Origin of the sequence: Fodinicola feengrottensis (genome assembly GCF_039530045.1) — a bacterium.
Lineage (GTDB): Bacteria > Actinomycetota > Actinomycetes > Mycobacteriales > HKI-0501 > Fodinicola > Fodinicola feengrottensis.
Window position 1 is genome coordinate 24,839 of sequence record NZ_BAAANY010000017.1, and the last position, 19,868, is coordinate 44,706.

Annotated in this window: 22 protein-coding genes and 2 pseudogenes; 11 read left to right on the forward strand and 13 right to left on the reverse strand. The window is 64.4% G+C overall.

Going from position 1 to position 19,868, the window contains the following annotated elements:
- The first annotated feature begins 70 nt into the window (after nt 1-70).
- The 3 genes from ABD301_RS21680 to ABD301_RS21690 all read left to right on the forward strand — a co-directional run bounded on the left by ABD301_RS21680 (nt 71) and on the right by ABD301_RS21690 (nt 2,056).
- A complete protein-coding gene (locus tag ABD301_RS21680) occupies nt 71-586 on the forward strand; it encodes an RNA polymerase sigma factor (RefSeq protein ID WP_344312162.1) in 516 nt (171 codons plus the stop codon).
- Between the two features lie 32 nt (nt 587-618).
- Complete coding sequence (locus ABD301_RS21685; RefSeq protein WP_344312164.1) at nt 619-1,068, forward strand: peroxiredoxin family protein; 450 nt, start codon at nt 619-621, stop codon at nt 1,066-1,068.
- Between the two features lie 301 nt (nt 1,069-1,369).
- Entirely contained in the window at nt 1,370-2,056 is a 687-nt protein-coding gene (locus tag ABD301_RS21690) for a DUF899 domain-containing protein (RefSeq protein WP_344312166.1), read from the forward strand.
- Nucleotides 2,057-2,133: 77 nt separating this feature from the next.
- Here the strand turns inward: ABD301_RS21690 and ABD301_RS21695 are convergent, their stop codons facing one another.
- The 4 genes from ABD301_RS21695 to ABD301_RS21710 all read right to left on the reverse strand — a co-directional run bounded on the left by ABD301_RS21695 (nt 2,134) and on the right by ABD301_RS21710 (nt 5,976).
- On the reverse strand, nt 2,134-3,396 hold the full coding sequence (locus ABD301_RS21695; RefSeq protein ID WP_344312167.1) for a M1 family metallopeptidase: 1,263 nt from the start codon (nt 3,394-3,396) through the stop codon (nt 2,134-2,136).
- A gap of 461 nt (nt 3,397-3,857) precedes the next feature.
- Nucleotides 3,858-4,646 (reverse strand): ABC transporter permease, encoded by a 789-nt coding sequence (locus tag ABD301_RS21700; protein ID WP_344312170.1) that lies wholly within the window; start codon nt 4,644-4,646, stop codon nt 3,858-3,860.
- The gene (locus ABD301_RS21705; protein ID WP_344312173.1) at nt 4,643-5,425 is read right to left on the reverse strand and encodes an ABC transporter ATP-binding protein; all 783 of its coding nucleotides are present in this window, start codon (nt 5,423-5,425) and stop codon (nt 4,643-4,645) included. Before ABD301_RS21705 ends, ABD301_RS21700 begins: the two co-directional genes overlap by 4 nt.
- Complete coding sequence (locus ABD301_RS21710) at nt 5,422-5,976, reverse strand: cupin domain-containing protein (protein WP_344312175.1); 555 nt, start codon at nt 5,974-5,976, stop codon at nt 5,422-5,424. Before ABD301_RS21710 ends, ABD301_RS21705 begins: the two co-directional genes overlap by 4 nt.
- 245 nt (nt 5,977-6,221) lie before the next feature.
- On the opposite strand from ABD301_RS21710, the gene ABD301_RS21715 reads away from it, so the two are divergent.
- Complete coding sequence (locus ABD301_RS21715) at nt 6,222-7,412, forward strand: glycoside hydrolase 5 family protein (RefSeq protein ID WP_344312176.1); 1,191 nt, start codon at nt 6,222-6,224, stop codon at nt 7,410-7,412.
- A 105-nt stretch (nt 7,413-7,517) separates the two neighbouring features.
- On the opposite strand, the gene ABD301_RS21720 is transcribed toward ABD301_RS21715, so the two are convergent.
- Both ABD301_RS21720 and ABD301_RS21725 read right to left on the reverse strand, forming a co-directional pair.
- Nucleotides 7,518-8,183: a hypothetical protein gene (locus ABD301_RS21720; RefSeq protein WP_344312177.1), complete on the reverse strand. Its 666-nt coding sequence runs from the start codon at nt 8,181-8,183 to the stop codon at nt 7,518-7,520.
- Nucleotides 8,184-8,220: 37 nt separating this feature from the next.
- A complete protein-coding gene (locus tag ABD301_RS21725) occupies nt 8,221-9,195 on the reverse strand; it encodes a hypothetical protein (RefSeq protein WP_163570018.1) in 975 nt (324 codons plus the stop codon).
- Nucleotides 9,196-9,209: 14 nt separating this feature from the next.
- Between ABD301_RS21725 and ABD301_RS21730 the strand changes: the two genes are divergently transcribed.
- Together ABD301_RS21730 and ABD301_RS21735 are read left to right on the forward strand one after the other, a co-directional pair.
- Entirely contained in the window at nt 9,210-9,494 is a 285-nt protein-coding gene (locus tag ABD301_RS21730) for a hypothetical protein (RefSeq protein ID WP_163570017.1), read from the forward strand.
- Between the two features lie 151 nt (nt 9,495-9,645).
- Nucleotides 9,646-9,954 carry an NIPSNAP family protein gene (locus ABD301_RS21735; protein WP_163570016.1) on the forward strand — a complete coding sequence of 103 codons (309 nt, stop codon included), beginning with the start codon at nt 9,646-9,648 and terminating at the stop codon, nt 9,952-9,954.
- Between the two features lie 125 nt (nt 9,955-10,079).
- Here ABD301_RS21735 and ABD301_RS21740 read toward each other — a convergent pair whose 3' ends face one another.
- On the reverse strand, nt 10,080-10,583 hold the full coding sequence (locus ABD301_RS21740) for a hypothetical protein (RefSeq protein WP_344312178.1): 504 nt from the start codon (nt 10,581-10,583) through the stop codon (nt 10,080-10,082).
- Between the two features lie 435 nt (nt 10,584-11,018).
- Nucleotides 11,019-11,618, reverse strand: a complete 600-nt coding sequence (locus tag ABD301_RS21745; RefSeq protein ID WP_163570014.1) for a helix-turn-helix transcriptional regulator — start codon at nt 11,616-11,618, stop codon at nt 11,019-11,021.
- 36 nt (nt 11,619-11,654) lie between these two features.
- Between ABD301_RS21745 and ABD301_RS42480 the strand changes: the two are divergent.
- From ABD301_RS42480 to ABD301_RS21760, 4 genes and pseudogenes are all read left to right on the forward strand, one after another.
- Nucleotides 11,655-11,810: pseudogene (locus tag ABD301_RS42480) on the forward strand (TetR family transcriptional regulator); the annotation flags it as partial.
- A 23-nt stretch (nt 11,811-11,833) separates the two neighbouring features.
- Nucleotides 11,834-12,283 carry a TetR-like C-terminal domain-containing protein gene (locus ABD301_RS21750; protein WP_279581458.1) on the forward strand — a complete coding sequence of 150 codons (450 nt, stop codon included), beginning with the start codon at nt 11,834-11,836 and terminating at the stop codon, nt 12,281-12,283.
- Between the two features lie 5 nt (nt 12,284-12,288).
- Entirely contained in the window at nt 12,289-13,068 is a 780-nt protein-coding gene (locus tag ABD301_RS21755; protein WP_344312183.1) for a maleylpyruvate isomerase family mycothiol-dependent enzyme, read from the forward strand.
- A 534-nt stretch (nt 13,069-13,602) separates the two neighbouring features.
- A complete protein-coding gene (locus tag ABD301_RS21760; protein ID WP_344312186.1) occupies nt 13,603-14,874 on the forward strand; it encodes a hypothetical protein in 1,272 nt (423 codons plus the stop codon).
- A 106-nt stretch (nt 14,875-14,980) separates the two neighbouring features.
- Here the strand turns inward: ABD301_RS21760 and ABD301_RS21765 are convergent, their stop codons facing one another.
- A complete protein-coding gene (locus tag ABD301_RS21765) occupies nt 14,981-15,826 on the reverse strand; it encodes an aldehyde dehydrogenase family protein (RefSeq protein WP_344312189.1) in 846 nt (281 codons plus the stop codon).
- Between the two features lie 58 nt (nt 15,827-15,884).
- Nucleotides 15,885-16,298, reverse strand: a pseudogene (locus tag ABD301_RS42485) (aldehyde dehydrogenase family protein); the annotation flags it as partial.
- 225 nt (nt 16,299-16,523) lie between these two features.
- Between ABD301_RS42485 and ABD301_RS21775 the strand changes: the two are divergent.
- Entirely contained in the window at nt 16,524-17,495 is a 972-nt protein-coding gene (locus ABD301_RS21775; protein ID WP_344312190.1) for a L,D-transpeptidase, read from the forward strand.
- A 268-nt stretch (nt 17,496-17,763) separates the two neighbouring features.
- Here ABD301_RS21775 and ABD301_RS21780 read toward each other — a convergent pair whose 3' ends face one another.
- From ABD301_RS21780 to ABD301_RS21790, 3 genes are all read right to left on the reverse strand, one after another.
- Nucleotides 17,764-18,528, reverse strand: a complete 765-nt coding sequence (locus tag ABD301_RS21780; RefSeq protein ID WP_163570007.1) for a 2-keto-4-pentenoate hydratase — start codon at nt 18,526-18,528, stop codon at nt 17,764-17,766.
- A 223-nt stretch (nt 18,529-18,751) separates the two neighbouring features.
- On the reverse strand, nt 18,752-19,081 hold the full coding sequence (locus ABD301_RS21785) for a hypothetical protein (protein ID WP_163570006.1): 330 nt from the start codon (nt 19,079-19,081) through the stop codon (nt 18,752-18,754).
- Nucleotides 19,082-19,288: 207 nt separating this feature from the next.
- A complete protein-coding gene (locus ABD301_RS21790) occupies nt 19,289-19,717 on the reverse strand; it encodes a hypothetical protein (RefSeq protein WP_344312192.1) in 429 nt (142 codons plus the stop codon).
- Between the last annotated feature and the right edge of the window lie 151 nt (nt 19,718-19,868).

Here is a 19,868-nt window from a genome sequence, read left to right on the forward strand (position 1 = left end):
GTGACCGCGAATCCTTTCGCCGCAGCTGGCCTCTTATAGGGGTCAGTATGTGAGCGGACCGGGAGGTGACATGCCGAACTGGGTCAGTGAGCAGCTTGTCGAGTCGGCGAAACGCGGCCATGTCGAGTCGATCAGTGCCGTCGTGTACGGAGCGCACCCGCACGTCCAGCGCTTCGCTCGTACGCTGTGCGCCACCCCGGAGGACGCTGAGGACGCGGCGCAGGAGGCGCTGCTGATCCTTTACCGCAAGATCGGCACGCTGCGCGCCTCAGGTGCCCTGGCGTCCTGGGTGTTCCGGATCGTACGAAACGAGTGCGTACGACTCTCCAGACTCATGCTGCAGTCTCACTCGGTCGAACCACACGCGATGCTCAATCCTGAGGACGAGGTGCTGGCCAGGCTGGAGTCCGACCGGGTGGCGGCTGTCATTGCCGCGCTTCCGGATCTTCAGCGGCGGGTCCTGATCATGCGAGACGTGCAGGGCTATTCCGGCCAGATGGCGGCCGACGCACTCGGTCTCAGCCTCGCCGCGATGAAGTCACAACTGCATCGGGCGCGGCTGGCCGTACGCGACAGCCTCGGCTGATTCTTTCCTACCAAGGAGATTCAATGCTTGCTGTGGATACCCGGCTGCCCGAAATCAGGATGTCCGACACCGAAGGCAAGGCTGTGCGCCTGACCGACTTCCCCGGTCAGGCCGTGCTGATGTTCTTCATGCGGTCGACTACCTGCCCGGTGTGCAACCTCCACGTCCGCCACCTGGTGTCGCGCTCCGCGGAATTTCGCGCCCACGGCGTACAAGTCATTATCGCGGTCCCTGAAGACCGGGTGGATGCCGCCCGCTGGAAGGAAAAACAGAGCATTCCCTTCCCGGTCATCAGTAACTCCACTGGCGGCCCGCACACCGGCGTCGGCCTGACCAAGAAGGTGTTCGGAATGATGCAACAGTCCGGCACCCTGTTGATCGACCGCAGCGGAGTCATCCGCTACGCACACAGCGCCACGATGCCGACGGGCAGCTACAACCGCAAAGCCGTGCAGGCGGCGATCGCCGAGTTGTCGCCTTAGAAATCAACAAACCGACCCACGACCGCCAGGTTTGGTTCGCGTCGACCAGGCTGACCGGGCCAGGTCCGGAAACCGGCGAGAATCCTACCCTTTCTTGTCGATAAGACTTCGGCTTGCCCTCCGCACTCCCACGTACTCGCCGCTGGGCCCCCACCGCCTGCCTGAGAGCCGGTCACTGATCCGCGCGATGTCCCAGTTGGGCTTCAACCACAGTTGGAGACGACCGCGCCGATGAGTTTTGGGCTCGGGTGAGGTCAGTACTGGTGATACCGATAGTCAAGGGTGAGCTGGAAGGGTCCCTATGAGCATCAACGCACTCCCATCCGTGGTCGACACCGACACCTGGCAGCGTCAGATCGACGAGCTAAGGGCCAGGGAGAAGGCCGCGACCCGGGAACTCGACGCGATCGCCGCCCAGCGTCGCCGGCTGCCGATGGTGAAGATGCCCGACTACACGCTCGAGGGCGCGAACGGGCCGGTCCGGCTGGTCGATGTCTTCGAAGGCAAGTCGCAGCTGATCGTCTACAACCACATGTGGTCTGCCGGCGAGCAGTGGCAGTGCGGCGGCTGCACCAGCCTGACCTCGCAGTACACCCGGCTGGAATACCTGGACAAGTACGACGCTCGGTTCGTCCTGGTCACCCAGGGACCGATCGAGGAGGCGCTGGCCTACCAGCGGCGGGTCGGCAACACGATGACCTGGTATTCCACCGCGGACAGCCCGTTCGGTGCGGACGTCGGCGCGCCTGCCGGCGGTGGTTTCGCGGTCAACGTGTTCCTGCGCGACGGCGACACGGTCTACCGCACCTGGAACAGCAGCGGCCGGGGCACCGAACAGCTCAGTTACACCTTCGCGCTGGTCGACGTGTTGCCGTACGGGCGACAGGAGGAATGGCAGGACTCACCCCAGGGGTGGCCCAAGTCGCCCACCTACAGCAACTGGAGCAGCTCTCAGGAGATCGCCGCACGTTACGGGTCGCAGGCCTGAGCCGGCCTCGCGGGACGCCTTGAAACACCGACCGTCGATCCAGCCGGCGGGCACGCGCCCGCCGGCGTCGACCGCGTTCAGCCGAGCCGCATTCCTTGGCTCGGTGGGTTGGCTGGACGCTCCTTTGCGTACAGCCAGGTGTCGAACAGTGGCTTGAGTGATTTGTTGGAGATTTTCTCGGCAAGGGCGATGAATTCGCTTGTCGACTCGTTGCTGTACATGTTGTCGCTTACTCGGTGTTTGAGGATGTCGAAGAACGTGTCGTCGCCCACGGTCGAACGCAGTGCTTGCAGGGTCATGGCGCCACGCTCGTACACCGGGTCGTCCAGCAGGCCGGCCGCACCCGGGTCGCCGGGAGGGGTCTTCCAGAAGCTGTCGCCACTGTCGTGGCTTTTGTAGTCCTCGTCAGCAAGTTTGCTCGCCGGTTTGGTGCCTTCGTGCTCCTGCCACAACCATTCGGTGTACTGGGCGAAGCCTTCGTTGAGCCAGATGTCCTGCCATGACTTGGGCGACACCGCGTCGCCGAACCACTGATGCGCGTTCTCGTGAACGACGTCGCCGAAGTCCTTACCGTCCTTGAAAACGTTGCTGTACACCGGCTTTGTCTGATACTCCTCGGCGTCGTTCACGCTCCCGGCGTCAACGGCGACCCCGCCTTCGATGTCGAAGGGGTACGGCCCGAAGAGGCCGGATTCCCAGGCGAGCACGTCAGGGGTCTGCTCGATGCTTGAGGTGGCGTTCTTCTTCTCGGTCTCAGACAGGCTTTGGCTGTAGGCACGGATGAACGTACGTCCGTCAGCGGCCGTGGTGTTTTTCATCGTAAAGCGGCCGATCGCCATGAACGAGTTGTAGGTGGCCAGCGGCTGGGCGCTGCTCCATTTCCAGACCACCTTGTCGCCGCTCTTTTCGGAACTGACGAGCTTGCCGTTGGTGATCGCGGTGGTTCCATCCGGAACAGACACCGACGCAGACCAGGTGGCCTTGTCCGAGGGGTGATCGTTACAGGGAAACCAGAACGCGGCATAGTGCGGCTCGGCGACTGAGGACGCCCCGTCAGCGCTGGCGAACCAGGCCTGTTCGCCGTACATGCGCACCTTGGACGGAACTCCCGAGTACGTCACCACGACCGTCATCGGTTTCTGGGCGGGCAGGTCGACTTTCGGCGTGATGATCAGCTTGTTGTCCTGATCCTTGAATTCCGCCGATTCGCTGTTGACCGTCACCGCTGAGGCGGTCAACCCGAAATCGAAGGAAAAGCTGCTGAGGTCCTGCGTCGCGGTCGCCGAAATGGTCGCCGTTCCACTCAACTGATCCGCACCAGGCTGGTAGGCCAGGTCCAATGCGTAGTTGTCGACCTGGTAGCCAGTGTTCCCGTCGTGTGGGAAGTACGGGTCGCCGATACTCTGCCCGCCTGGCTGACCGGCCGCCGCGCTCGGCGCCGCCAGCAGCGAGACGGCCAGGACAGCCGTCGCCGCCGGAGCAAGCCGATACCACATCGTGCCCTTCATGGAATTCCCTTCGTCCATCAGTCGTGACAGTCAGGGCGGTGAAGGTGACTCGACCGCCGTCGCCGACGCAGCAGTCAGGCAAGGCCGCTATGGTGTAACGATGCACCAAGATAGAGGCGATGGGGTTCGCCGTCAACGGGTAGGCGCACAGCCGGTTTCCCGAACAGCGATTTGCTTCGCGTACTCCAAGCCGATCGACCAATGGGCGCATCAGAAACGCATTCAGTGCATCGTTGCAGTACGGTCTACTGCGGGTGCCCGGCGTCACTCAGCGCGCCGCTTCTCTGTCGATATCACCGATTGCGTTCTCGATAACTGAACAGCAGGGTTCCAACGACAAGGAGCACGAGGAAAAGCCCCGCGACAATCAGCCCGTCGCGAGTGGGGCCGGCGACCACCACCTGTTCGTATCCGGGCGTGCCGGCATAAAAGGCCTCGCGCATCAGGCCGACCGCGTATCGTAGCGGCATCGCCCAGCCCAGAATGTCGAGATATGCCGGCAGATTATGCAGCGGCACGAGGACCCCGGCGACCACGTACTGCGGAATGATGAGGAACTGGAAGACCTGCATCGCCGAGCGCTGATTCGGCAGCGTCGCGACGGTCGCGAGCCCGAAGGCCGCTCCCAGCAGAGCGCAGGCGAGAGCTGGTACGACCAGCCGGCCGAGCTGCGATGGTGTTGCCGCCACTCCGAAAAGCACGGCGAAGAGAACGACAGCACCGCCCTGACACAGCGCGACCAGGCACTCGCCGGCGATCTTTCCCGCCATCAACGTGGCCCGTGAGATCGGGGCGACGAACAGTTCGCGAGAAAAATCCGTCTCCCGGTCCTCGACGATCGAAACCATGCCGGCCGCTGTCGACTGGAAAAGGCTGGCGGCGAGTACGCCGGTAAAGGCGACCGTGACGGCGTCGAGTCCCGTTGCCTTGCCGACAGTGGACTGCAGCACCGTGCCCAGGCCCGCGATCAACATGATCGGGAAGGCCAGGTTCACCGCCAACCGGGCCCGGTCACGGAGCAGTTTGATCACGTCCCGCTGGGCTATCGCCGCCACGGCCCAGAACTCGTGGCCAGCGGTCACCGAGTTTCACCTTCCAGCAAGAGAAGGTAAGTGTCCTCAAGGGATGGTTCTGGCGCACCCGGTGGCCAGTATCGGTTCTTGAGCTGCGCCGGGCTTCCCAGTTCGACGGCCCGACCGCCCATCAGGACGCAGACCATGTCGGCCGGCTCCGCCTCTTCGAGATAATGAGTGGTGAGGAAGATGGTGGTACCTCGCAGTCGGCGAATATCCGCCAGGTAAGCCCAAAGACTCCGGCGGCTCTGCGGATCCAGACCGGTGGTGGGTTCGTCGAGGAAAAGCACTCGCGGGTGGTGCATCAGAGCGCGGACGATCTCGAGCTTGCGCCTGGTCCCGCCGGACAGCAAACGCACCCGCCGGCCGAGAATGTCCTCCAGCTCCAACAAAACCGCCAATTCCGCTACCTGCCAGCGGTACGCGCGCGGCATAAGCCGGTAAAGCGGCCGCCACGGATAGAGTCCGTACAAAACAGCGTGCAGCCGAAGATTTTCCTCTGCGGTCAGGTTGGGGTCCAGCGACGGCTGCTGGCAAACAATGCCCACCCGCTGACGTACTTTTGACTGCTCCGCGGCCAGATCCAGGCCGGCCACCCGGACCTGGCCGGAGGTCGGCGCGAGGAGCGTGGTGAGAACCGACAGGGTGGTGGTCTTGCCCGCACCGTTCGGCCCCAGTAGGCAGAAAAACTGGCCGTCCGGCACGTCGAAAGACACCCCGTCGACCGCGTTGCCAGCCGCGCCCCGATAGTGCTTCACCAGCTCCCGCACCTCGATCGCGTCCGTCATGCCCGCCGCCGCGAACGCAACCGAGCTCGGCGATAGCGAGCATCGAGGCCACCGCGCCGGGCGAGCCACGCCAACGGTCGTACGAACGCACGCACCAAATGAGGTGTGTAGGGCGCCCGAACCTCGCGGCGGAACTCGTGCATGAACAACAACAGGTCGAAAAGCCGCGGCAGCCGGCGGTTTGCGCAGACTAGCGCCGCCGCCGTCTCCAAGAGCTCCTGCATCTGCAGTGCGGGCCGGGTTTCCACCAGCACGCGCGCGGTTTCCCCGCCGGTGTTCACAAATCCGTGCACCTGGCCGGGCCGGACAACAACGACGTCGCCAGGTCCGGCGACCACGGTTCGGAACCCAACCCGGAACCGCAACCGGCCGGCCAGCAGTTCGAAACGCTCCTCCTGCTCTGGATGCGCGTGACTGCTCGGCACCCGCCCGCCGGGTGCCAGGAACAGCTCCCACGCCAGCAGATCACCGCCGGTCTCGGCGGCCGTCCTGCGAATAACGATCCGCTCGCCGCTGGCCGGATTCTCGATGACCAGCCCATCGGACGTCACATTTTCCCCCTGACCTGGTGATTTTCCTGGCTTCGAGAGTGCCAGCAGGCGGTAAGCAAGTCGTCGGTCAGCGGACTGAGGCGCATGTACGGTCGCAGGAGGCCACCGCTGCGCCGGCGTACGCTCGGCTACGTATGGCTTGCCAACACTCCGTCGGTCAGCAGCCGGCGTACGTCAATTTGCGTACGCGTGAATACTGCGCAGGCAGAACGACAGAAGGGCCGCAGCCGGTAAAGCTGGTGGGTATGACTCGACCAGAAATTCCCTCCCGACAGACCCTTTCCCGGCGGACCCGGACAGCAGCGGCGATCGGCCTCGGTGCGGCCGGCCTGCTCGCGCCGGTGCTGTCCGAATTTCGAGTCCGCCGGGCGGCCCGTCCGCTGACCGGGCGTTGGGAGCGACAGCCGGTCCTGCCGCGGCGACAAACCAAGCTGGGGCTCAGTTTCCGACCGCTGCAAGCTGAGTCGCTGGGTTTGGACCCCGACGAAACGCTGCGAACACTGGTGGAATATCCGTTCGAGGTGATCCGGTTGGCCGCCTATTGGGATAGGTTGGTGCTGGCCACCGGGAAGTATCGTACGGACGAGCTCGACCGGCAGCTCGACATCGCGGAAGGCGCCGGCAAGCGGATAATTCTGAGCCTTGGGCCGGTAAAGAACTTCGGCTATCCGGAATTCTTCGTTCCACCGCACCATTTGCTGACACCACTGCCGGAGGGAGAACTGGTTGCTCCGACCCACCCACTACTGCGTACCAGCATCGACTATCTCGTCCATTTGGTAGAAAGATACAAGAATCGGCCGGCAATCATGGCCTGGCAAGTGGAGCACGAGGCCACTGATCCGCTCGGCATGGAACACTCGTGGCGGCTGTCCGCCGGATTCGTCCAGCAGGAGGTCGCGGCCGTACGAGCGGCCGACCCGACCCGGCCGGTGCTGATGAACGGCTTCCTGCCCACTTCGACGCTGGTGAACGCGCAGCAATGGTGGCGAACCCGGGACCAGGGCGACTCGCTCGACGCGGCGATGCGCTTCGCTGACATTGTGGGGATCGACTTCTATCCGCGGCACGCACTGGTGAACGTCCGCGGTCGTACGCTCTACCTTGAGGGCGCAAACCGACCGTGGCAGCAGAGCCGGCGTCGGAAGCTGCTGGAGTGGGCGGCTGAGAACGGCCGGCAGCTGATGATCACCGAAGGCCAGGCGGAGCCATGGGAAACCGTCACGGTGCCGCCGAATCCGCGCTCTCACGGCATGTACAGCTGCCTACCGGAGAACATCATCGGCAACTACAACCACTGCATACGCTGGAACCAGGGCCTGCGTCCAGGGCTGTCAGCGTATCTTTTCTGGGGCGCCGAATACTGGCTGCTGCGCCAGCACAACGGAGACCCAACCTACCTGCGCGCGTTTTCCAAAATCCTCGAGCAGGCATGACCTCTCCTCTGAGCCCAATGTGGGGCTGCTCCACAGGAAACGGCCTGGCGTCGGCGGGTGACGGTCCAGCCGTGTTCCTTTATGCGCCTGCATCCTCGGTGTCTTTCAGAGTTGCTTGTACGTCGGCGCGTCGCCGTCCTCGACGCGCTGCCAGGCCGCCCGAAAACAGCCGGCCACCGTGCCGGCCGGCAGCAGCGGACCCGGCCGATCCGTCGCCAGCAGTGCCAGCTTCCAGGTCTCCACCGGCCGTCGCGGCCTGCGCACATCGGTCCAGCCGCCGGGAAGAAACAGGCTGCGGCCGGCTCGCGTACGTTTGGCGGTGCGGACGAGATCCGTCTCGGCCAGTGCGGCTCGAGCGGCCTTGAGTCGATCGGCCGGCCAACCAGTCCAGCGAGCGACATTGGCGTCGGTCGGATCCGGAAGTGCCAACAACTGCAGGTAAAGCGTGGCCGCGCCGGAGTCGATCGCGTGCCGTGCCGCCGCCGTCGCCACGAGGTCAGGCACGGCGACCGCCGGATTCTGCAGATATTCGCCAGCGGCCGTCTGAGCGCAGATCGTGTCGATTTCCTGCTGCGCCAACACATCGAGGAGGCCAACGTCCGGCATTGCGTCATCGAGCAGAGCCGTGATCGCGGCCAGTGTCGAACGATGCTCAGGACCGTACACACCTGGCCGGATCACCACCGTGAACCGGTTGCCGTCCTTGCGTAACTCCAGCCAGTCAGCGACGACGATCCGCTCGCCGTGACCTTTCGAACGCAGTCCCAGCAACGAAAGGAGGCTGCCGCGCTGGTACGACCGGCCAATCTCAAGCGACGTTTCGGGGTCGGCGAGCCAGCCGCGTACGGCCGCAAGTGCAGCCGACTGCGCAGCGGAGCACCGGCCGGCAACTGATAGGCCAGCCAGCGGATCGCCGTGACCAGCTCGGACAGGCCGCTCGGTCGAATTGGTCCCTGCCAACCTTTTCGCTGGCCAGCGCGTCGATCGAGGTCAGCGAGACGCGCGCATCATAAGCCGAAGACAGCGTGTCGATGTCCACCGGCGTACGCCTGCCAAACCGGCGGATCCACTCATCGGCGGCAGCACTGACATCCGGTCCTGCCGTCCACAGCTGCTCAAGCTCTTTCGGGATGGCGGCCTGCAAAACCGCGTCCACGGCCAGCTTGGCACGCCGGCTGAGCGACCGGCTGGCAGCCGCGGCATCGGCCGCGCTGAGTCCGAGCCGGCCGCGTACGTCCACCGGGTCTGGCAGTCCCGCCAACAAAAGTGCGGCTTCGACCGCGTTGAGGCCGGTGCGATCAGCCAGCTTCGCTGCCGCCGCAGGCCGCCACGGCACCGATCCGTGCTCGGCCAGGAGCGAGCAGAACTGCCTGATCCGCTCCGCGCCGAACGAGCCGTCGACACCTCGCACGTTGTCGACCGACCAGCCGACCGGAAGACGGAAAGCGCCAGGCGAATACTGCAACGCGGTCCAGAATTTCGGCTCGTACCGCCGTCGCGAGCCGAGCAGGACGATGAATTCACTGCCAGTCTGGAAAAAATATGGCTCGCCGTCGAAGTCCGGCGGCGGATAGGCATCGACAACTCGCCAACCTGGCTCGGTCATGCCGCTGTCGGCGAGCGCCGTCAGGACGTCGACCAGCCGCCGGTCCGCGCTGGCACGCCACGCCAGTGCACCTGGCGCCGCCAGCAGCTGCGGCCACGTGGTGTCGCGTCGATCGGCCAGCACAACCTTCGCCGGCCAGTGGCCACCGCGTACGGCCGCCGCCAGTTCGCCGAGCAATCCGCAATGGAGTCGTGACAGGCCGGGCTGGTGTCGGATCGGTGACCTGGCTGCTGGGTATCGGCGTAACCTCACCGGTCGACGGCAAAGCGGTCGCGGTGAACTCGGCTGGTTCGGTGGGGATCGACGACACCTACCTGCTTCGGCTGTTGCAGCAAGGAAACCTTCGGCAACTTCCAGTCAACGGCAGCGCCGACGGCAACGTGTTGGTCGGCGTGGCCGACAACGAGATCGTCTACGGCAACATCGGTCATGACAATATCGGTTACGGCAATCCCGTGTTGTGGGACTGCCGCTGACAAACTCGTACGAGCCGCGGCATTCGACGTTTGGAAAAGCATCCCAGCAGGCGAATATCGAGGAAGAAATATGCAGAAGACCCAGATGGCTTCGCGGTCGATTGCATTGACCCATCGGCTGATGGCCGTTACCTCACTGTAGTTTGAGCGAATGATTACCTGTGTCGTCGAGTACGTCATCGACCCCGCGAAGATCGAAGCCTTCGAGAGATTCGCCCAACGGTGGATCGACCTCGCCAACCGCCACGGTGGCGCCCACCACGGATACTTCCTACCGTCAGAAGGCTCGAGCGACAAGGCACTCGCGCTCTTCAGCTTCCCGAGTTTCGCCGAGTACGAGCAATACAGGACGCTGTTTGGCAAGGATCCCGACTTCATCGCCGCCGACCGGATCAAGGAGGACAGCGGCTGCGTACTGCGCTACGACCGCTCCTTCATGCGCCCACTCCTCGGAGGCTGAGCAACGGTCAACGAGTTTCGCCTGACACCACGGCCGGAGGCAGCTCCGGCCTGGCGAAGGTCGTTGGCCATTCCGGCCCGTGACGGATTTCGCCTGCGACGGCTGGGTCTTTTAGTCCGGCGTGCTTACTTGACCTGTTTCGGGACGGTTCGTGGTTGACCTTGGGCGTCGTCGGCGATGGCGCGAGCACGGGCACTATGTTTCCGAACAGTTCCAAGCAGAAACCCAAAACCGATTACACCCAGCGCCACCAAGCTGACGCCGGCTGCACCAATCGATGGAAGTTGAGTGCCGTCCTCCACGGCGCTGCCGTGGAGGGCGTGGACTGTGATGGTGCTGCCCTTCTCGCTCGGCGCCACGCCGTAGATCTGACCAACCTGGTCGCCGTAAGCTTCTTTCCACGTTCCGTTACAGACGACCTCAACGCTGTCCGTATACCGCGTTGGGTATGTGTGGCAGTCGTCCACGTGAGCAACAACCTTGTTCCCCAGCACATAGTAGGTCGCCATGGTTACACCGTTGAAGGAGAAGACGAAGAGTATGAAGGCTATTACCCCAAAGAACCCCATGATCCTGGTTCGGTACGAGAGCCGCGCGGATCGGAGTACCCGATAGTTCGAGGGCGACATTTAACCGATCATAGGCGTCCTGACCAGGGCCGGGTTTGCCCGTGGTGGCTGCGGAGTGGCGCGAGTGGTGCAGTTACGGAGGACGGACAACTGGAATGTCGCCCTTCTGGTCACAGATTTGGAGTCGCGATGGTGATCAGCGCGGCCTTCGGTCGTGACCGCGAACCTCAACTGCATGCCGGCGGGGTCGTTTACAGAGCCAGTCGGAACCAGCCCGGCCCCACGCCTCGGGTGCGAACCGGTAGTACAGATTCAAACCGGCGCTCACTGGTCGCACTCCGCCGACTCCGATCACTGGTCCGGATTCCCTCGCGCGTACGCACCAGCAGCACTCACGGCCGCTTGGCTGGCATCCCGATGGTCCACTTGGTGAGGCAGTGTCGGCTGCTTACTTTGTGGCGGATCTGCTCAGCAGGTGGTTCCAAGGGTGGGGCGTCAGGTTTGTCGGGCGATGACCCAAGCGGCGAGGCTGACCCGCGAGGCGAGGTCAAGACGGGTGTAGGCGCTGTGCAAGCGTGCCTCGACGGTTCGTTCGCTGATGGAGAGCTGGTGTGCGATGCGCCGGTTGGAGTGGCCGCGGCTGACCAGTTCGGCGACTTCGGCTTCGCGGCGGCTGAGCGGCTCTAGCCAGCGCTGCCTGGTGGTACGAGGCATTGCCGCACGGGCACGCTCGGTCCAGCTGGACAGTCCCGCGTGGTCGAAGATTTCTAAGCATCCGGCGATGGCACGCCGAACTTCTGGGTCGGCAGGGTCGGCAAGCTCGGCCCATTCCAGTCGGGTCTGGGCGGCAAGCACCGAGGCGCCAGCGCGCTGCAGTGCCGTCGCGGCTGCATCAAGCAGGTGTCGAGCCCGTGCGCGGTTGCCGCGAACGCAGGCGGTGAGCCCCTCGATCCGTTGCTCGAGCGCGGCCATGACCTGCCCGCAGTGGCCGTCAGTCAGCCGGTTGGCCGGGTCGCAGCTCGCTCCTTTGGCGACGTACGGGAAGCCGGAGGCCTGCTCGGTGCAGGTCCGCGTCGTTGACGGCAGCGCGGTCACAGAACCCTCCCGACAGTGGGTTAGGTCGCTAATGCCATGAGCGAGGGACTCGATAGGCGCACGCGTAGACGGAACGACACCATCGCGGAAATCCTCGACGGCGCGCTGGCTGTGATGGTCGAAGAAGGTGTCGCGGCGCTGAGTCTGGCGGAGGTGGCTCGCCGGATGGGGCTGCGCCCGCCGTCGCTCTACCAGTACTTCCCTCAAAGATCGCCGTGTACGACGCCTTGTTTGAGGCCGGCGCGCGCGGACAGAACGTCGCGATCGCGACGGCGTCTGAGGGCATCACCGATCCGATCGAGCGCCTGCGGGCCGGCGAGGATGGCGCGCTGCGATGGGGCACCGCGCATCCGGTACTCGCCCAGCTGCTGTTCTGGCGGCCAGTTCCCGGGTTCACCCCGTCCGAGCGGGCGTACGCGCCGGCCGTGGAGACGATTGACCTGCTGCGGACCACGTTGGACGAGGCGGTGGCCGCCGGCCGGCTGTCCCCGGCGGCCGCCGAGCCAGATGGGTTGGCGCTCTACACCTCGCTGATGGCGGGTCTGCTCAGCCAACAGCTGTCCAACGAACCGGCAGTGGACCTGGGAGCCGGGCGGTACGTCCGACTGGCACCACAAGCCATTGACATGTTCTGCGCCTACTACACCCCAACGGAGAAACTTTGACGCCGATGACCACGTACCCGGCCGCTCGGCGACAGAAACCGGATCGCGACCAGGCAGCCAACGCCGCCGAAGCCGAAGGCGACGCGATCCTGGCCGTACTGCGCCGAATCGGTGACCACTGGCAGCAACCGACCGACTGTGTCGGCTGGTCGGTTCGCGACATCACCGCGCATCTGGTCGGTCAGGCCGAAGACCTCGCGTCGCTGTTCACCGTCACCCGGCGGATCCGCCACGGCAGGCGGCACTTTCCCGACCGTATCGAGCTTGATGCGCTCACCGCGCAGCAAATAGCCGACCATACCGAGGACAGTGGCCCGCAGCTGGTCACGGCCTTCGCGACGGCCTGGCCGCGCGCGCTGCGCTCGGTACGTCGGATGCCAGCAGTCATCCGCAACCGTACGATCCGCCCAGGCATACCCGACCCGCCGCGCTGGACCATCGGCTACCTCCAGGACATCATCTACAGCCGCGATCTTTGGATGCACCGCGTTGATCTGTGTCGCGCCACGGACCAACCGATGGTCTTTGACGACCACGACCGCTGGATCGTCAACGAGGTCATTCGCGACCTCGCCGCCAGCTGGACTGGCCCGGCGGTCACACTGGAACTGACCGGCCCCGCCGGCGACAAATTCCAGCTCGGCGACAGCGCTCCGACCGGACACGTCCGCGCCGACGCCGTCGACTTCCTTCGCGGGCTGTCCGGCCGCCCGGTCGACCACGCGTTAGCCGCACGCAACGCGCCCGCGGTCCGCGCCCTCCAAACAGCCCGAGTGACTTTCTAAGCCACCGAAACAAAATAAAACCAGGAACCCGCAAATGACAAATCCCGAGTCGACCTGACCAGACATTGTTGTCCGCAGTCTCTGGCTTCGGACCCGCCAGCAACAGGGCTCCCCCGGTTCGCCGCACAGCCCGGGACAGCGGTGGCTGAGCGCTGCCGAGTCGCCCGGGTCGCACGGAGGTAGCGCAGCACCTCGAGAATATGCGGACGCACCCAGGCGGTCTTGACGTACGACAGCCGCGCCCGCTGGAGTGAAGGGCGAAACTCGTTCCGTAATCGCGCGAACACTTCTTGTCTTCGAACGCATTCATACGGCCCTGTTCAGGTAAAAATCTCGCCAAGAAATTGGCTGGCCATTTCCCGATTGGGCAGTTGTGTGTTCCCGCCGTGAACTTCTCCGCCAGGCCGCGCGCATATGGTCACGAAAAGCAGCGAGCCTTGGTTTCGCTCCGCTGGTGCTTGATTTCGGGGGTTGATAGATTCCTATTCTTGGCCAGCGTCGAGGCGCTCGCCCCGCCGATGGAGAGATCGGGACATGCGACAGCACGACGACAACCAGCAACGACCGACAACGGGCAGTCGACCGCCGCTCCATCCGGCACGGCCAGCTGATCCCAGCGGGCTGGTCGACCTGCAGCGGTCGGCCGGCAACGCGGCGGTGGCTCGGTTGCTGAACGGCAAGCGGGCTGCGGTGCAGCGCGACGCGGGCGGGCCCGGCGCTGGTGGGCAGACCGGCGCCAAGCCGGGACCAGCCGGCGAGGTGCAGCAGATCTGGGAACAGAAAGGCGGCGATCAGCTCGTCGCCGACATTGACGCCGCGTTGGGCGACTTCGAGGCCTGGAAGAAGGACACCAACCGTCGCGGCTCGGGCAACCTGCCCGGCCAGTCTCGGATCGCCGCGGCCATGGCGGCCTTCGATGGTCGCGGTGGTTCGCTGCCCCAATACGACTCCTGGTACGCCTCGCTGGCTCCGCTGGCCAAGGCCAAACTGGCCGGCGACCGGCAGAAGCTGCTCCGTGAACTCGACAGCATCGGCGGCGGGAGCGGCGAGAAGGTCAGCTCGTCGGCGATCCCGTCCGGGGTGCTGGTGATGTTCCTCGACGGCCACCACCTCAATGCCGAGCACCAGTACAAGATCTCGATGCATCACGAAGCCCCGACCAACCCCGTGTTCGACGGGATGAAATGGGTGGTCGAGAAGCTGGTGACGACCGTCGACATCACGTACGCCAACAACATTGGTGCCGACTGGGCATTCACCTCCAAATATCAGATTGTCGGAATGGAGCTCAAGGCCTCGATCGGCGTCGACGCGTCGCTGGAAGGTCAGGCTGGTACGGCCGCCGGTGGGGCCGCCAAGGGGGCCGCGGGTGGGCTGCTTGGGGGTGCCTGGGATACCGCCAAGAACCTGGTGAGCAAGGGAATCAGCCAATGGGAGAAACCGGAGAAGGAAAAGGAGCACGCGAAGCTCGTTGAAGGTGGTTTGGGCATCGGTCTCATCAAGCTGGAGCTCGAGAAAGACGGCGTCGAAGCCGACAAACCCAGTCAGTACTGGGCGCCCGCGGACATCGCCGGTCCGATCGTGGTGGCCAGGTTCATGAACTTCGAATCAGTTGTCCAGGGCAGCAAGCACAACTACACCGGTATCGACGCCTTGGAGTTCATGGACGGCGGTGCCATGGTGGGACGCCTGATCTTCCCTGCCATCGGCAAAGCCGAGTCCAAAGACGGAGTGGGCGTGGGATTCAAAGTGGAGTTCACCCCTGTCTCCATGTCGGGTGGATACGCCTCCAGGGTCAACGGATAACCGCCGGGTCCTGGTGAAACCGTCGGCGGTCCAACCGTCCGCGCGGCGGCCGGACGCACCCGTACCGCCGACGCGGTCCCGACGCACACCTCCCTGACACCGCTGTTCAGCCGAGTGGTTTCTCCAGGACCGCCTTGCGGTGGCTGAATGCCTCGAGCGAGTACAGCCCGTGATAGTGCCCCATGCCACTCTCGCCGACCCCACCGAAGGGAAGCTCGGGCACGGTGAGGTGAGCCAGCGGGAGTCCGATGCCGAGCGCACCGGAGGAGGTTTCGTTCTGCAGTCGGTCCCGGGTGGCGTCGGAGTCGGTGAACACGTAAAGCGCCAACGGCTTGTCCCGCGCGTTGATGAACTCGATGGCCGCGTCGAGGTCGGCAACTTCGATGATCGGCAGGATCGGGCCGAAAATCTCCTCCTGCATCACCGGATCCTCGCCGGTGATCCCGGCGAGCACGGTCGGAGCAAGGTATTTGGTGGTGCGGTCATGGGTGCCGCCGACAACCACACGCCCGGCGCCGAGCAGGCCCAGCAGCCGGTCGAAATGGCGCTCGTTGACGATGCGCCCGTAGTCAGGGGCCGAGGCGGGGTTCGGTCCGTACAAGTCCTCGAGGGCCTGCGGGAAGGCGGACTCCAGGGCGGCGGCGGTATCCGGATCGGCGAGGACATAGTCGACCGCGACGCACGTCTGACCGGCATTGAGGAACCGGCCAGCGACGATCCGGGCAGCCGCGGCCGCCGGATCCACGCCACGGTCGACGTACGCCGGTGACTTGCCGCCAAGCTCCAACGCGACCGGGGTGAGGTTCTTCGCCGCGGCGGTCATGACGATGCGGCCTACCACGCCGTTGCCGGTGTAGAAGATGTGGTCGAAGCGTTGCGAGAGCAGCGCTGTCGTCTCCGCGACAGCACCCTCCACGACCGCGACCGCGTCCAGGGAGATAGCGCGGCACATGGCGGGCGATCGCGGCTGAGGTGGCCGGGGAAACCTCGCTGGGCTTGGCCACCACGCAGTTGCCAGCGGCCAACGCACCGACCACCGGAGCGAGCAGCAGCTGCAGTGGATAGTTCCATGGGGCGACAACCAGCACGACTCCGAGCGGATCGAAGACGGTCCAAGCGGTCGCGGCACCCATCGCAGCGGGCACCGCCGCGGGCTGCGGGCGCAGCCACTCCTCAAGATGCGCGAGCAGGTGGTCGATCTCACGGATCACGAAGTCGATTTCGGTACGGTCAGCCATCGCGGCGCTCTTGCCGAGGTCCTTCTGAAGCGCGGCGCGGAAATCCTCACGCTGCTCGTCAAGCATCGTGCGCAGCTGCTGCAACCGATCGATGCGCCAGGACAGTGGCTTCGTACGACCAGTGCGGAAAGTGTCGCGCAGACGCGTCACCTGTGCGGCAATGGCGTACTCGATGTCGTCAGGCACTCGGCCTCCTCGATTCGGTCGTTTCGCCAAGACGCAGCACAGTATGCGGTGCAGATAGCCGACGCGCCTCCTGCGACCAGGACACAGTCACCGTCAACCTCACTGCCTTCCAAGGCCCGTACACCACACCGGCGCCCTTGCATGGGCAAGAATCACGTACGCGGGCATTTTTCATGAGTCAACGCGGAAAATTCCAGCGCGCAACGGTCAGCGTACAATATACAGATGAACATTTTAGCCACCCGCGGCGGCGCGGTCCGCGCGGTCGCCGTGGCCGTCGCGGCTTTCATCGTTCTCTCCGCCTGTTCGTCGGGTGGGAGCAATGCTGCCGGCAGCCCGACACCGTCGAAAAGCGGTCCCGCCAGCCCGGGATCATCCGCCTCGCCCGGACCAGCCTTGACGGGTGCTCCCGTTCACCTGTCACTGCTTGAGAGCGACGGCACGGTGTACGGCGTGGGCATGCCAATCGTCGCGTTTTTCAATCGCAAGGTCACCGATGCGAGTGCCTTCGACAAGGCGACGACGGTGACCGTCAACGGCGCGCCGGCCGTCGGCGCCTGGTATTGGGAGCGGTCCGCACGGGCCGGACAGGTTCTGGAAGCGCACTACCGGCTCCAGCAATATTGGCCGGCGCACGCCAAGATAGAGGTCGCTTTCCCAGTCAAGGGCCTGTCTGCCGGCAATGGGCTCGTTTATGACGACAGCCTCACCCTGTCGATCGCCACCGGCGCCGCGAACATCGCCACCGTGGACGGTGCGACGAAACGGATGACCGTCACATCGGACGGTCAACCCGCGATGACATTGCCCGTGTCGCTGGGAAAATCGAAGACCCCTACCTACAACGGGACCAAGATAGTCATGGAAAAAGACCGGGTCCAGCGCATGATGTCCACTAACCCGGCTGACCCTTACGACTTGCAGGTGCCGTGGTCGGTCCGGCTGACCAGCTCCGGCGAATTCGTGCACTCAGCCAGCTGGAACGGCGGCAACATCGGTATCCGAAGCACCTCCAACGGCTGCACCAACCTCACTGTGGCCGACGCCGAGCGTTACTTCAACTTCGCCCATATCGGGGACGTCTTCAGCTATGTCAACACCGGCGGACCCACGACACCCAGCTGGGACGGCTACGGCGACTGGAACCTGTCATGGACAACCTGGCAGGCCGGTGGGGTCCTGCCGTCCGCCCGATGAGCGTCCCCGCGAAGAGGCAGCCCAGGGTCGGGCTCGCTGGTGACTATCTCAACCGCCCAAGGAAACATCCCCCGCCGGCGGGGGATTCACGCCAAAGGCCGCCGCTGTCAGGCTTCTGACAGGTACCAGAGCTGGTAGGTCGCTCCACTGCAGCCGATCGCGCGCAGCCCGAAATCGTGCTGTCGTCCATTCACAGGCCGGTCGCGATGTTCCGCGCCGTTCCAGCGGCAGGACGGAATGCCGCACATCGGTCCTGATGACGGGTTCCTTACGTGAACCTCGCGGACACAGTGCCGAGCGCGTCGAAGCGCGCTTCGACGCGGTGGCCGGCGTGAACGAACGGCGCGGTGGTCATCGAGCCGGGAAGCACGAGATGGCCGGCCGGCAGCCCGGTGCCCCAGCCAGCGAGCGCATTGGCGAGCCAGGCAACCGCTGCGGCGGGATGGCCGAGCACGACCTCGCCAGCGCCGGATCCGATCAGCTCGCCGTCGACGAACAGCTCGGCCGTCATCGACGCCAGATCCGGCAGGCCGTCCAGCGGCTGGAAGGCGCCAACCACCATGGCCGCCGCGCTACCGTTGTCGGCGACGGTGTCGACAAGCTTGATCTTCCAGTCCAGGATGCGACTGTCCACGATCTCCAGCGCTGGCGCGACGGCGTCGGTGGCGGCCAGTACGTCCGACACCGTCACACCGGGACCGTGCAGTGTTTCCGCCAACCGAAAGCAGATCTCCGGCTCGACACGCGGTTGGCAATAGCGCGCGGCTACCAGCGAGATCCCGTCCGAGTAGGTCACATCGTCCAGCAGATGGCCGAAATCCGGCTCGTACACCCCGAGCAACTGCTGCATCGCGGCATTGGTCAGGCCGACTTTGTAACCGACCACCGCGGCGCCAGCCGAGACCCTGCGCTGGATGTTTTCGAGCTGGATCGCGTACGCACCGGCCACGTCCAGCTCCGGAAACAAATCCGACAGCCGACCGATCTGAACCGCGTCCCGCTCGGCCTCCACCAACAACCGCGCCGCAGTCATGGCATCTCCAGAAACTCAAGCGGCCTCGCCCAAAGCCCGCGCGCGTACGTTTCGAACAACCTCACCAGATCCACGGCGTCACCGGCAAGTCCGAGCTGGAAGAACAAGCCGTCCGTTGTCTCTCACCCGTTCGGAGCCAGCAGGAAGATCATTCGCCGGCCGAGCTTGGAGGTGGACCGGCCATCGGATAGGGAACACGCCGAGCCCAGTGCTGTCACGGAAGTCAGGTGCTGAGACAGACCCTGGTCCAGTATTCGTCGCTTATCTGTCCGCACCAGAGGCCGCCGGGCGCATGATCGCCGCTCCATACGTTGACGTAACCATTCGCGGTGAGCGTGACACTACCCTGAATGCCATCTGGACCCCACGCGTTGACAAAAAGACCGCCGCCGTACGGCCCATGCACCCCTTCGATGCCGAACGCAACGACATCACAGCTGAACACCGCGCGCTGAACGTCGACCTGAAAATATCCTTCGCTGACAGTGTCAGCACCACACCCAATTCCCGCATAGGCGCCCTGGTCGCTGACAAGTGTGCCTGCGATCGCCATGAATATCGCCATGAATGTAGCCGCGGTGACTTTTGTCCAACGCACTTTGACACCCCATTTTCTCTCGGTGGAAATGCTTCCACTGGGACTAGCTGATGACAGTTGTCATTCCTTGGTGGTCGCTGACAAATATCTGCGGAGTATCGCCCAGTCGGGTCTGCGACCCTGCCGATAGAAGTAGCCGCGGTCGTGGACCAAATGCCAGAGTCAGCTCACGAACAGGCTGCGGACCTTGGCTCGGTTGACGTTGTAGACCACTCCCGCCAGCAACAACCCGCACCCAGCTTGCTCGGCTTTGATCCACAGCGGGAAGTCGCCCGGCAGAACGAGAATGACGATCACCGCCACCAGCAGGATCGCAGAGGAGATACGCAGTCGCATGTATCCCCCTGCTGATCCGCGCGCCGCGGCGGCGGTGAGCAAGACCAGCAATATGGAGGTCGCAGCCACGATGGAGCATCGAATCCACACCGCTGGCGTGACCATTGTCGCGTTGTCGCGCAGGAAGAACACGCCGACCAGGGTGGCCAGGCTGAGGAAAAGGTAGAAACCGGAGAGCCTGGTGGTGCCGCGGAACTCTTTTCGGAAACGTATGTTGCGTCCGAACCTGGACGACTCCTGCGTTTGCGCGCTCATGCTGAACCTGGCCGCGGCGATTCGTGAATAGACAAGGGACTGCCTCCGTGGTCGGTGCGGGCCCGAAACCCGAGTACTCGTCCATTGTTCGCTACCCGGCGCTGGCGGGGCAGTTGTAATCAACACGACTCGCCCATGAGGTTTGTCATAA